General features: G+C 67.8%; 10 protein-coding genes. 4 read left to right on the top strand and 6 right to left on the bottom strand.

Annotation, left to right across the window (positions count from 1 at the left end; genetic code table 11):
* Window positions 1-86: 86 nt before the first annotated feature.
* A complete protein-coding gene (locus ACZ5IQ_RS07225) occupies window positions 87-1,301 on the top strand; it encodes an FAD-dependent oxidoreductase (protein WP_464481026.1) in 1,215 nt (404 codons plus the stop codon).
* Here ACZ5IQ_RS07225 and ACZ5IQ_RS07220 read toward each other — a convergent pair.
* Both ACZ5IQ_RS07220 and glgP read right to left on the bottom strand, forming a co-directional pair.
* Window positions 1,298-2,143 (bottom strand): virginiamycin B lyase family protein, encoded by an 846-nt coding sequence (locus tag ACZ5IQ_RS07220; protein WP_464481025.1) that lies wholly within the window; start codon window positions 2,141-2,143, stop codon window positions 1,298-1,300. The genes ACZ5IQ_RS07225 and ACZ5IQ_RS07220 overlap by 4 nt on opposite strands.
* Window positions 2,140-4,758, bottom strand: a complete 2,619-nt coding sequence (gene glgP, locus ACZ5IQ_RS07215) for an alpha-glucan family phosphorylase (protein ID WP_464481024.1) — start codon at window positions 4,756-4,758, stop codon at window positions 2,140-2,142. Before glgP ends, ACZ5IQ_RS07220 begins: the two co-directional genes overlap by 4 nt.
* A 149-nt stretch (window positions 4,759-4,907) precedes the next feature.
* On the opposite strand from glgP, the gene ACZ5IQ_RS07210 reads away from it, so the two are divergent.
* Complete coding sequence (locus ACZ5IQ_RS07210; RefSeq protein WP_212812482.1) at window positions 4,908-6,974, top strand: alpha-1,4-glucan--maltose-1-phosphate maltosyltransferase; 2,067 nt, start codon at window positions 4,908-4,910, stop codon at window positions 6,972-6,974.
* A complete protein-coding gene (glgB, locus tag ACZ5IQ_RS07205; RefSeq protein WP_464481023.1) occupies window positions 6,971-9,145 on the top strand; it encodes a 1,4-alpha-glucan branching protein GlgB in 2,175 nt (724 codons plus the stop codon). The genes ACZ5IQ_RS07210 and glgB overlap by 4 nt, the downstream gene beginning before the upstream one ends.
* Before the next feature lie 72 nt (window positions 9,146-9,217).
* Here glgB and ACZ5IQ_RS07200 read toward each other — a convergent pair whose 3' ends face one another.
* Window positions 9,218-9,805, bottom strand: a complete 588-nt coding sequence (locus ACZ5IQ_RS07200; RefSeq protein WP_212812484.1) for a TetR/AcrR family transcriptional regulator — start codon at window positions 9,803-9,805, stop codon at window positions 9,218-9,220.
* A 43-nt stretch (window positions 9,806-9,848) separates the two neighbouring features.
* Between ACZ5IQ_RS07200 and ACZ5IQ_RS07195 the strand changes: the two genes are divergently transcribed.
* A complete protein-coding gene (locus tag ACZ5IQ_RS07195; protein WP_244872631.1) occupies window positions 9,849-10,670 on the top strand; it encodes an alpha/beta fold hydrolase in 822 nt (273 codons plus the stop codon).
* Window positions 10,671-10,673: 3 nt separating this feature from the next.
* Here the strand turns inward: ACZ5IQ_RS07195 and ACZ5IQ_RS07190 are convergent, their stop codons facing one another.
* The 3 genes from ACZ5IQ_RS07190 to ACZ5IQ_RS07180 all read right to left on the bottom strand — a co-directional run bounded on the left by ACZ5IQ_RS07190 (window position 10,674) and on the right by ACZ5IQ_RS07180 (window position 13,179).
* Window positions 10,674-11,561 (bottom strand): tetratricopeptide repeat protein, encoded by an 888-nt coding sequence (locus ACZ5IQ_RS07190; protein WP_212812486.1) that lies wholly within the window; start codon window positions 11,559-11,561, stop codon window positions 10,674-10,676.
* Window positions 11,562-11,574: 13 nt separating this feature from the next.
* Window positions 11,575-11,934, bottom strand: coding sequence for a DUF3817 domain-containing protein (locus tag ACZ5IQ_RS07185; protein WP_212812487.1), 360 nt, complete (start codon window positions 11,932-11,934; stop codon window positions 11,575-11,577).
* A gap of 63 nt (window positions 11,935-11,997) precedes the next feature.
* On the bottom strand, window positions 11,998-13,179 hold the full coding sequence (locus ACZ5IQ_RS07180; RefSeq protein ID WP_212812488.1) for an acetyl-CoA C-acetyltransferase: 1,182 nt from the start codon (window positions 13,177-13,179) through the stop codon (window positions 11,998-12,000).
* Window positions 13,180-13,211 lie beyond the last annotated feature (32 nt).

Below are 13,211 nucleotides of genomic sequence, written 5' to 3'. Positions count from 1 at the left end.
AATCGAGCGACCTACCTTTCATCCTATTGCTTGACAATCAAGCTATCTGATTGCCAAGACATCTGGGCACCAACCGAGGAAGACGCATGACCGAAGCACTCATCATCGGCGCCGGAGTCGCCGGGCCGGTGCTGGCCATCGCACTGCAACGGGTGGGCATCGACGCCCACGTCTACGAACGCTCCCCCTCCGGCGCCGACCTGCGCGGGGCCTGGCTGAACTTCCAGGCCAATGGCATGGACGCGCTGCGCGCCGTCGATGCGGCCGGCCCGCTCGAGAACCTGGGCTACCCGAACGACACCATCAGCTTCCTCACCGGCACCGGCAAGCAACTGGGCCGCATCCCGATGGCCGCCCAGCGCCCGGACGGGCAACTGTCGGTCATGATGCGCCGCGCCGACCTGTACCGCGAACTCAACACGCTGGCCGCGGCACGTGGCGCCCGCTACAACTACGGCAAGGAGTTCGTCTCCGCGACAACGGTTTCCGACGGCCGCGTCGAGGCTCGATTCGCCGACGGCAGCAGCGCGACCGGTGATCTGCTCATCGGATGCGACGGCATCCACTCCACGGTTCGCCGCACCATCGATCCGGCGGCACGCGCACCGCGCTACGTGCCGGTGCTCAATGTCGGCGGCTACATTCCCGGCTTCACCGTCGACGTCCCGCCGTGGGAATTCCGGATGCAGTTCGGCACGCGCTGCTTCTTCGCCTGGTTCCCCACCCCGGACGGCGGCACCGTCTGGTTCGCCAATCCGCCGATGGCCCGCGAGCCGGAACGCGGCGCATTGTCCGACATGACCGATGCCGACTGGCGAAACTGGCTGCACCAGTTGATGTCCGGCGATGTCGGGCCGGCGCACGACATCATCGACGCCGCGCCCGGGCCGATGGTCGGGTGGGCCACGTACGACCTGCCGGTGGTGAAACGTTGGCACAACCACCGCAACCAGATCATCATCGGCGACGCCGCCCACGCCACCGCACCATCGGCCGGGCAGGGCGCGTCGATGTCCGTCGAGGACGCCGTGATTCTCGCGCAGTGCCTGCGTGATTGCCCTGATATTCCTACGGCATTCACGACGTTCGAGTCGCTGCGCCGGCGCCGGGTCGAGAAGATCGTCCGTCACGGGCACCGCTCGGCCAACAGCAAGGCCGCGGGCCCGGTGGGGCGGTTCTTACGCGACCTGATCCTGCCGGTGATGTTCCGGCAGGCGGCGAAAGACGGTGGCCGCTCGATGATGTGGCTTCAGGGCCACCACATCGAGTTCGACAGGACCATCGCGCGAGCACCCGCCTAGACGGGCAACCGCACCACGAAACCGGACTCCAGCGCCACCCACAGCGCGCCATCACGATCGACGGCCAACCCGTGCGGCTCGCTGCCGGGCGGCAGGTCGAACGTGGCGACCTCGCCGTCGGCACTGACCCGCGCGATCGCGTCGGCGCCCCACAGGCTCGCCCAGACCCCGTCGGCGACATCGGCGACCACCGCGTGCGGCTTGCCCGGCAGATCCAGCTCCTGGATGGCGTCGTTCAGCGGGATGCGGCCCAGCTTGTCCGCGCCGATTGCGGTGAACCACACCGCATCATCGTGGGTCGCGCAGATGCCGACGGGCCCTGCCGAGGGTGTCGGCGTCGGCCGCGTCGAGAGCTTGCCGGCGACCGTCACTCGGCCGATCGCGGACTTCTGATTCAACGTGAACCACAGCGCGCCGTCACCACCAGCGGTGATCATCGACGGCATCCCGCCGGGCGCGGCTACCACCTCGACCGTGCCGTCGGCGTCCACCCGGCCGACGGTCCCCGCGCTCATCGCGGTGAACCACACCGCGTCGTCGGGCCCGACGGTGATGCCGAACGGTGCACTGCCCGTGTCCAATTCGACGAACGACAGAGTGCCGTCACCGGTGATCCGGCCCAGCCGGTCAGTGCCCGAGCACGTGAACCACACGGCTCCGCCGGGTCCCGCACAGATCTGCATCGGCCGGCTGTCGGTGCCGACGTCGAAGCGCCGCACCTCGCCCCGGGCATCGATCCGGGCCACCGCACCCGCTGACACCAACGTCACCCACATCGCGCCATCCGGGCCGGCCGCCAGCGCGTACGGTCCGCCATCGACCGCAACAGTCAGTGCGCTCACGCCAGCGTGACCAGCCCGAGCTCGTTGTCGGCGGCCAGTAACGCGTTGTGCGGCAACACTCGAACGGTGTATCCGACGGGGCCGGCCACCGGCAGCGGGATGGTCGCCGAGAACACCTCGACGCCGCCCTCACCGGAACCCGTGTGCGCCATCGGTACGGTCACCGGCTCCACCAACTGGTCACCGGCATCGACACGACCCAGAACCGCTTGCACGACAACCTCATCGGTGCGCAACCCGGCCAACTGGACGGTAGCGGTCAACGACAACTCGGAACCCAGCAGTGGCGTATCCGGCAGACCGTAGCTGTCCACCTCGGTGATCTGAATCTTCGGCCAGGCCTCGGTCACCCGCTGGCGATAGGCCGCCAGCGAGCGGGCCGCGCCGAACGGCACACCGTCGATCGGCTCTACCGTGCGCCGGAACGACTGTGCCGCAGGGCCGTAGTACTTCTCGGTGTAGTCGCGCACCATGCGCGACGCCAGCACCTTCGGACCCAGCGACTGCAGCGTGTGCCGCACCATCTCGACCCACCGCGTCGGGACGCCGTGCTCATTGCGCTCGTAGAACTTCGGCGCCACCGAGTTCTGCATCAGGTCGTACAGTGCCGCGGCCTCCAGGTCGTCGCGACGAGCCTCATCGGTGACGCCGTCGGCAGTCGGGATTTCCCAACCGTTTTCGCCGTCGTACCACTCATCCCACCAGCCGTCGCGAATCGACAGGTTCAGCCCGCCGTTGAGCGCGCTCTTCATGCCCGACGTGCCACACGCCTCCAACGGACGCAGCGGGTTGTTGAGCCACACATCGCAACCCCAGTACAGCAGCCGCGCCATCGACATGTCGTAGTCGGGCAGGAAGGCGATGCGGTGCCGCACCTCGGGCCGGTCGGCGAACTTCACCACCTGCTGGATCAGCGCCTTGCCGCCGTCGTCGGCCGGATGCGACTTACCGGCGACGATCAACTGCACCGGCCGCTGCTCATCGAGCAGCAGCTGTTCCAGCCGCTCCGGATCACGCAACATCAACGTCAGCCGCTTGTAGGTCGGCACTCGGCGGGCGAAGCCGATGGTCAGCACCGAGGGGTCGAAAGCCTTTGCGATCCAGCCCAGCTCGGCCTCGGTGGCACCGCGTTCGAGCCATGACCGCCGCAGCCGGGCCCGCACATCGGCGATGAGCAGCTCGCGCAGCTGGGACCGGATCCACCACAGGTGACCGGGATCGACGTCGTGCAACCGCTGCCACAGCTGGGGCTCGCCGGCGGCCTGGTCGACGGCCGTCATGCCCTCGACGCCGACCAACTCGCGGCCCAATTCGAGCCATTGCGGCGCGGCCCAGGTGGGCGCATGCACGCCGTTCGTGATGGAGCCGATCGGTACCTCGGCCTGGTCGAAGCCGGGCCACAGTTCGTTGAACATGCCGCGGCTGACCCGGCCGTGCAGCAGCGACACCCCGTTGGCCCGCTGAGCGAGCCGTAAGCCCATGTGCGCCATGTTGAATTTGTCGGGGTCGTCCTCGGCGCCGAACGCGACCACCCGGTACAACGGCACCTCGGGCAGCAGCGGCGAAGCGACGGTGTCGTCGAAGTAGCGGCGGACCATCTCCACCGGGAACCGGTCGATACCGGCCGGCACCGGGGTGTGCGTGGTGAACACCGTCGACGACCGGACCACCGCCAGCGCGGTCTCGAAATCCAGTCCCGACCCGCTGATGTATTCCCGAATGCGTTCCACGCCAAGGAAACCCGCGTGGCCCTCGTTCATGTGGTAGACCTCGGGCGCCTCGATGCCCTCGATCTCGGTGAACGCCCGGATCGCGCGGATGCCGCCGATGCCGGCGAGCAGCTCCTGCTTGATCCGGTGTTCCTGGTCGCCGCCGTACAGGCGGTCGGTCACCGAACGGAGCTCGTGCTCGTTCTCCGGGATGTCGGAATCGAGCAGCAGCAACGGAACTCGCCCGACCTGCGCGACCCACACGCGGGCCCGCAGCACCTGTGATTCCGGCAGGTTCAGCGACACCAGCACCGCCTGGCCGTCGGCCCCGGTCAGCAGCCGCAGCGGCAGGCCCTGCGGATCGAACGACGGGTAGTTCTCGTTCTGCCAGCCGTCGGCCGTCAGTGACTGCTTGAAGTAGCCGGACCGGTAGTACAGCCCCACCGCGATCAGCGGCAGGCCGAGATCCGACGCCGACTTGAGGTGATCGCCGGCGAGGATGCCCAGACCGCCCGAGTAGTTCGGCAGCACCTCGGCGACGCCGAACTCCATGGAGAAGTACGCGATGCCCTTCGGCATCGCGGGGCCACCGTCCTCGGCGAGGTCGGCCTGCTCCTGGTACCACAGCGGCCGGGTCAGATAGCTGTCCAGATCCGCGGCCCGGTGGTTCACCCGGCCGACGAAGTCGTCGTCTGCCGCCAGTTCGTCCAGACGCGCGGGACTGACCGCCCCCAGCAACGCCACCGGGTCGGCGCCGACCTGTTCCCACAGCACCGGGTCGATCTCCGCGAACAGCTCCTGAGTCGGCGTGTGCCAGGACCAGCGCAGGTTGATGGATAGCCGCTCCAGGGCGGCGAGACGTTCGGGCAGGTGGGCACGGACGGTGAACCGGCGAAGGGCTTTCACACGAGCCAACCTTACTGACATTTTTTCCACGTGCAGGGTCAGTTCGGTGACAGCCCAACTGCCCATCCAACTGGTCACTGCCCTTCAAGTGTCACGGACTACTACGGTGGGTATGGGTAATCCCGTAGTCCCGGGTAAGGAGTGATTTGGTGGCCGGTCGGATCGAGATCGACGACGTCGCACCAGTGGTGTCCGCAGGCCGATACCCCGCCAAGGCCGTGGTCGGCGAAGTGGTTCCGATCAGCGCGACCGTGTGGCGCGAAGGCCACGACGCGGTCGCCGCAACGCTGGTGGTGCGCTACCACGGCCCCCTCTACCCGCAGCTCGCCGAGACCCCGCCGGGTGCGACGCCGACGCCGGCCCCACCACGGGCCAAGGTCAAGCCGACCCGGCTGCCCATGGCCCCGGGCTTCACGCCCGACGTCTTCCACGGTCAGTTCACGCCGGACAGCGTCGGGCTGTGGACGTACCGGGTCGACGGCTGGGGCGACCCCATTGCGACCTGGCGGCACGCCATCACCGCCAAACTCGACGCCGGCCAGAGCGAGGCCGAGCTGTCGAACGACCTGTTGGTCGGCGCGGGGCTGCTGGAGCGCGCCGCCACGGCCGTCCCCCAGGACGACCGCGCCCCGCTGCTCGCCGCCGCGCGGCGGCTCCGGGAACCGGGCGACCCGTACATCCGTGCCGGCGCGGCGCTGGCGCCGGACGTGACAGACCTGCTGCGCAAGTACCCGTTGCGCGAATTGGTCACGCGCGGTGAGCAATACGGCATCTGGGTCGACAGGCCCCGGGCCCGGTTCAGCGCCTGGTACGAGCTCTTCCCCCGGTCCACCGGCGGCTGGGATGCCGACGGCAAGCCGGTGCACGGCACGTTCTCCACAACCGCGAAGGCCATCCCGCGCGTTGCCGCAATGGGTTTCGACGTCCTGTACCTGCCACCGGTGCACCCGATCGGCAAGGTGCACCGCAAGGGCCCGAACAACAACGTGACCGCCGCGCCCGGCGACGTCGGCTCCCCGTGGGCCATCGGCAGTGACGAAGGCGGGCACGACGCGGTGCACCCGGACCTTGGCACCATCGACGAGTTCGACGACATGGTCGCCGCGGCCCGCGAAAACGGGCTCGAGGTGGCGCTCGACCTGGCGCTGCAATGCGCGCCGGATCACCCGTGGGCCAAGGACCATCCCGAGTGGTTCACCGTGTTGCCCGACGGCACCATTGCGTACGCCGAGAATCCGCCGAAGAAGTACCAGGACATCTATCCACTGAACTTCGACAACGACCCGGCGGGCCTCTACGACGAGGTGCTGCGCGTCGTCAAGTTCTGGATGTCGCACGGCGTCAAGATCTTCCGGGTCGACAACCCGCACACCAAGCCCGCGAACTTCTGGGCCTGGCTCATCGGCCAGGCCAAGAACATCGATCCGGACGTACTGTTCCTGTCGGAGGCATTCACCCGCCCGGCGCGGCTCTACGGACTCGCGAAACTGGGCTTCACGCAGTCGTACACGTACTTCACATGGCGCACCGCCAAGTGGGAGATCACCGAGTTCGGCCAGGAGATCGCCAAGTACGCCGACTTCTACCGGCCCAACCTGTTCGTCAACACCCCCGACATCCTGCATGCCAGCCTGCAGCATGGTGGCCCGGGGATGTTCGCGATCCGCGCGGTGTTGGCGGCCACGCTGAGTTCGTCGTGGGGCGTCTACTCCGGCTACGAGCTGTTCGAGCACCAGGCCGTGCGCGAGGGCAGCGAGGAGTACCTGGACTCCGAGAAGTACCAGCTGCGGCCACGGGACTTCGAGGCGGCGCTGGCCGGCGGTCGGTCTCTGGAGCCGCTGCTGACGCGGCTCAACGAGATTCGGCGCGTGCATCCGGCGTTGAGCCAATTACGGACCATCAAGTTCCATCACGTCGACAACGAGGCGTTGTTGGCATACAGCAAGTTCGACCCCGTTACCGGCGACACCGTCCTCGTGGTGCTGACGCTGAACCCATTCGGTCCCGAGCAGGCAACGCTCTGGCTGGACATGGGTGCCCTCGGCATGGAGGACCACGACCGGTTCTGGGTACGAGACGAGATCACCGGTGAGGAATATCAATGGGGCGCAGCAAATTACGTGCGACTGGACCCGGGCAAAGCGGTAGCGCACATACTGAACATGCCGCAAATCCCGTACGACAAGCGGCTGACTCTCCTACGGAGACAACCGTGACGAGCCATCTCCGTCCACCCGCCGCCGACGTGGCCCGGCTGCTGGCCGGCGAGCACCACGACCCGCATTCCATCCTGGGCGCGCACGAGTACGGCAAGAGCACGGTCATCCGGGCACTCCGGCCGCACGCCACGGGGGTCACGGCGCTGATCGGCAAGAAGCGCTACCCGATGGAAGCCATCGAGGGCGGGCTGTTCGCGGTCGAGGTGCCGTTCAACAACCTGGCCGACTACCGGTTCGAGGTCGAGTACTCCGGCGACGTCGTGCACACGACGGCCGACCCGTACCGCTTCCTGCCGACGCTCGGCGACATGGACCTGCACCTGCTGGCCGAGGGCCGGCACGAGCGGCTGTGGGAAATCCTTGGCGCACAGCCTCGTTCGTTCAAGACACCCGACGGTGTGGTGGAGGGCTTCTCGTTCGCGGTGTGGGCGCCGAACGCCAAGGGAGTCAACCTGATCGGCGACTTCAACCATTGGGATGGCAGCGAGGCCCCGATGCGGGCGCTGGGCTCGTCCGGGGTGTGGGAGCTGTTCTGGCCCGGATTCGAAGTCGGCAGCCTGTACAAGTTCCGCATCCACGGCGGCAACGGCGCCGTCAGCGATCGCGCCGACCCGATGGCCTTCAGCACCGAGGTGCCGCCGCTCACCGCGTCGAAAACCTTTGTCAGCTCCCATGTCTGGCAGGACGACGCCTGGATGGCCGCCCGCGCCGAGCTCAATCCGATCTTCGAGCCCATGAGCACCTACGAGGTGCACCTGATGTCCTGGCGCCCGGGGCTGAGCTACCGCGAACTGGCCGTCGACCTCACCGAATACGTGGTGGCACAGGGCTTCACACACGTCGAGCTGCTCCCCGTGGCCGAGCACCCGTTCGGCGGGTCGTGGGGATATCAGGTGACGTCGTACTACGCGCCGACGTCACGGCTCGGCACTCCCGACGACTTCCGGTATCTGGTCGACACGCTGCACCAGGCCGGCATCGGCGTCATCGTCGACTGGGTGCCGGCACACTTCCCCAAGGACTCGTGGGCGCTGGGCCGTTTCGACGGCACACCGCTGTACGAACACGCCGACCCCCGCCGTGGCGAGCAACTCGACTGGGGCACCTACGTTTTCGACTTCGGCCGCAACGAGGTCCGCAACTTCCTGGTCGCCAACGCGCTGTACTGGCTCGAGGAGTTCCACGTCGACGGTCTCCGCGTCGACGCCGTCGCCTCCATGCTGTACCTGGACTACTCGCGCCCCGAGGGCGGTTGGACTCCCAACATCTACGGCGGCCGGGAGAACCTGGAGGCGGTGCAGTTCCTGCAGGAGATGAACGCCACCGTCCACAAGCTGGTCCCCGGCATCGTCACCATCGCCGAGGAATCGACCTCGTGGCCCGGCGTCACCCGCCCGACAAACCTTGGCGGCCTTGGCTTCTCGATGAAGTGGAACATGGGGTGGATGAACGACACCCTGGACTACATCAGCCACGATCCGGTGCACCGCAGCTACCACCACCACGAGATGACGTTCTCGATGCTGTACGCCTATAGCGAGCACTACGTCCTACCGATCAGTCACGACGAAGTCGTGCACGGCAAGGGCACACTGTGGACCCGGATGCCCGGCGGCGACCACGCCAAGGCGGCCGGCCTCCGTCAGCTGCTGGCCTACCAGTGGGCGCACCCGGGCAAGCAATTGCTGTTCATGGGACAGGAATTCGGCCAGCGCGCCGAATGGTCCGAGGAACGCGGGCTCGACTGGTTCCAGCTCGGCGAGCACAGCTTCTCCGTCGGTGTGCAACAGTTGGTGCGGGACATCAACGGCATCTACCGGGACAACCGCGCGCTGTGGTCCCGCGACAGCAGCCCTGAGGGCTACTCCTGGATCGATGCCAACGACTCCAACAACAACGTGCTGAGCTTCCTGCGGTTCGGTGACGACGGGTCGGCGATCGCCTGCGTCTTCAACTTCTCCGGCAGCGAGCACTCGCAGTACCGGCTGGGCCTGCCGCACGCCGGGACGTGGCAGGAGCTGCTGAACACCGACGCGACCGTCTATCACGGCGCCGGCGCGGGCAACATGGGCGCGGTCGAGGCCACCGACGAGCCCTGGCACGGCCGTCCCGCCTCCGCCGTCCTGGTCCTGCCGCCGCTGTCGGCGCTCTGGCTCAAGCCCGCCTGAGTTCCCTCCGTGAGGAGACGTAAAACTGTCGATTTGTGGGCGAAATCGACAGTTTTACGTCTGCTCGCGAGACTAGGTGCGCAGCCCGTCGAGGAGACGCCGCACCGCGGCCCCGATGTCGCGGCGCGCGCGAACGGGATCAGGCGCGCCCGCGATCGCGGCCACGGCCTGGTTGCTGAGTCCCATCAGCAGCACGGCCAGCGGTGAAATCGGCTGCGGCGCAAGCACACCCTGTTCCAGCAGGCTGACGAGACCGGCCTCGATGTTGGCCAGGGTGTACCGCGCGTTGCGCTCCTGCCACTTCTGCCAGCCGAGCACCGCGGGCGCGTCGACCACGCGGATGCGCTGCAGCGGCGCATCGACCGCGGTGTCCAGCACGGCGTCCCAGCCGGCGAGGAACACCGACCACGCATCCGCGCCGTGTTCGGCCGCCGCCGCGGCAGCAGCCCGAACCCGCGCGCTCACCACCTGATCCGCACGGTCGAAGACCTCTTCGAAGAGCGCTTCCTTGTCCGCGAAATGGTGATAGAGCGAGCCACGGGTGACGCCGCTACGGCGGACGATCTCCTCGGTACCGGTCTGGTGATAGCCCTGTTCGCCGAACAACTCGGTCGCGACTGCGACGAGCCGCTCCCGCGAATCCCCCTTGACGGTGACCATACAGGTTGTATGGTAGCAGCATACAGATTGTATGGAGGTCGCGATGACGACACTCGACGTCCACGTCCCGACCAGCCTCGGAGATCTGCACGTACGTCGCACCGGGACAGGGCCTGCAGCCGTCTTGTGGCACAGCCTCTGGGTGGACTCCCGCAGTTGGGCTCCGCTCGTCGACACCCTCGCCGCCCAGCGACAGGTGGTGACCATCGACGGACCCGGATACGGCACGAGCAGCCCCATCCACCGGGATTTCACCCTCGACGAATGTGCAAGTGCCGCAGGCGAAGTGATCGACGCACTCGGTTTCGATACTGTCGACTGGATCGGCAACGCCTGGGGCGGACACGTCGGCATCACGCTGGCCGCGACCCAACCGCACCGGCTGCGCAGCCTGACCACCATCGCCGCCCCGCTGCGGCCCGTCAGCCGACGTCAGCGCTGGACGCAGACGTACCCGCTCACCGTCGCCTACCGACTGCTCGGACCCAATCCCCTGCTGACCAGGATTCTGTTCGACGTGCTTCTCGGTGGCGCCGACACCGCGCGCACCGATCAGGCGGCCGTGCTCAAAGCGGCGTTCCGCGCAATGGACCGCGAATCAGTAAGGCGCACAATCCGATACATGCACAGCTGGCATGCGCTCACCGAGCAGATCACCGCCGTCACCGTCCCGACGCTGCTGATGACCGGCGAACTCGGCGATCAGCACTGGAGCCCCGCCCACGCCCGCGCCGCGGCCGCCACCATGCCCGACGCGCGCGTCGTCGCACTCACCGGCGCCGGACACGTCGGCCCGCTGTTGGTCGACACCGACGCGATCGCCCAGGCCGTCACCGACTTCTGGGCCTCTGTGCCGGCTCAGTGATGCCTAGTACAGCGCGTTGGCGAGATTGCGCCGGCCCGCGATGACCTCGGGGTCGGCCGGGTCGAACAGGTCGAACAGCTCGATGAGCCGGGTCCGCACGCGGGTGCGGTCGTCGCCCGAGGTCTTCTTGATGAGTGCGATGAGCCGATTGAAGGCGCCGTCGACGTCACGCTGGAAGAGCTGCACGTCGGCGGCGGCGAAAGCCAGGTCGATGTCGTCGGGCGAGGCATCGGCGAGACGCACGGCCTCCGGCCGCTGCGCGGACGCACGCTGCAGGAAGGCGATCTGCTGCACGGCGCCCTTGGCCTCGACGTGGTTCGGGTCGGCATCGAGGATCGCCTGGTACGCGGCCAGGGCGCCGTCGAAATCGCCGCTGTCGAGGAATTCGCGGGCCTGTGCGAGTGCGGGGTCGACCTGCTCGTCCTCGCCCTCGCCGCCGCCACCGAGCTTGCCGGCCGTCGCCTGCAGCAGCGAGTCCACCCAGCGCCGCAGCTGGTCAGCCGGCTGGCCGCCTTCGAAGCTCGTGATCGGCTGCCCACCGGCGAGCGCGACGACCGTCGGGACGCCCTGGATGCCGAACATCTGGGCAATGCGCGGAGAGGTGTCGACGTTCACGGTGCCGAACGACCACTTGCCACCATCCTCGGCGGCCAGCGCGGACAGGGTCTGCCCCAGCTGGACGCTCGAGTCGCTGCGCGGCGACCACAGCAGCACCACGACCGGTACCTCACCGGAGCGGATCAGCACCTCGGCTTCGAGATTGGCCTCGGTGATCTCGATACCACCGGGTGCGCCACCGGCACCGGCAGCACCTTCAGCGGGACGGTTTTTGAGCGCGGAGAGGTCTACCGCGCCAGCCAGCGCGGGACCGATAGGACGCGGACGAGTCACGCTCTCCAGTTTGTCACGCGACGGCCGACGTCTCCGGTTCGGCCTCTGCGGCAGCGGCCCCGACTGCCAACGCCCCGTTGCGCTCGGCCCAGCGCAGGAAGACCACACTGGCCAGCGGCACGATGCTGGACACCGCCGCCGACACCCACGTCACGAGCGACCAGCGCGCGGCCCAGCCGACCACCAGTCCGGTGGCCACGAACGCCAGGAACACCACGCCGTGGACCATGCCGAAGATCTGCACACCGATCTCGGTGCGTGGCGTACCGAGGTACTTGAAGTACATGCCGGTCAGCAGCCCGACCCAGCTGACGGCCTCGGCCAGAGCGATCAAACGAAACCAGCCCGCCACCCGGGGCACAACAGCGTTCATGGCGCCATTGTGCCCGAGTGACGGGCTGACTACTACGAGGCGTAGTTCACACCTCGCGGGAAACTACGGACGACGCAGGATCAGGGCGTCACCCTGGCCACCGGCGCCGCACAGCGCGGCGACGGCGTAGCCCGAACCCTTGCGGGCCAGCTCCAGCGCCGCGTGCAGCGTGATGCGGGCACCGGACATGCCGATCGGGTGACCGATGGCGATGGCGCCACCGTTGACGTTGACCTTGGCGCCGTCGACGCCCAGCTCCTTGGTCGAGGCCAGCGACACTGCCGCGAAGGCCTCGTTGATCTCGATGACGTCGAGCTGGTCGACGGTGATGCCCTCGCGCTCGACGGCCTTCTTGATGGCGTTGGCCGGCTGGCTCTGCAGCGTCGAGTCCGGGCCGGCGACGACGCCGTGCGCGCCGATCTCACACAGCCAGGTCAGGCCCAGCGACTCGGCCTTCTCCTTGCTCATGACCACGACGGCGCAGGCGCCGTCGGAGATCTGCGACGACGAACCGGCGGTGATGGTGCCGTCCTTGCGGAACGCCGGCTTCAGGCCACCGAGCGACTCGGCGGTGGTGTTGCCGCGGATGCCCTCGTCCTCGGCGAACTCGATCGGGTCGCCCTTGCGCTGCGGAATCGACACCGCAACGACCTCGTCGGCAAAGACGCCGTCCTTCCACGCGGCCGCGGCCTTCTGGTGCGACTGCGCGGCGAACTCGTCCTGCTCGGCGCGGGTGAACTTGTCCTGATCGTTGCGCTGCTCGGTCAGGGCGCCCATCGGCTGGTCGGTGAACACGTCGTGCAGGCCGTCGTACGCCAGGTGATCCAGCGCGGTGACGTTGCCGTACTTGTAGCCCTCACGGCTCTTGGGCAGCAGGTGCGGGGCCTGGCTCATGGACTCCTGGCCACCGGCCACCACGACCTCGAACTCCCCGGCGCGAATCAGCTGGTCAGCGAGCGCGATCGCATCGATGCCCGACAGGCACATCTTGTTGATGGACAGCGACGGCACGTCCCACGGGATGCCGCCGCCGACGGCCGCCTGGCGGGCCGGCATCTGCCCGGCGCCGGCGGTCAGGACCTGGCCCATGATCACGTAATCGACCAGCGAGGCGTCGACGCCGGCCTTCTCGAGCGCGCCCTTGATCGCGATGGCACCCAGGTCGCTACCCGAGAAGTCCTTCAGCGAGCCCATCAGTTTGCCAACTGGAGTGCGGGCTCCAGCAACAATTACCGAGGTCGTCATTTCCATCCTCCAACAAATCTGTAACGGCTAAT

The organism is Mycobacterium toneyamaense (genome assembly GCF_055384815.1).
Note: the sequence above shows the minus strand (reverse complement) of the source record. Positions and strands in the feature narration are given on the sequence as shown.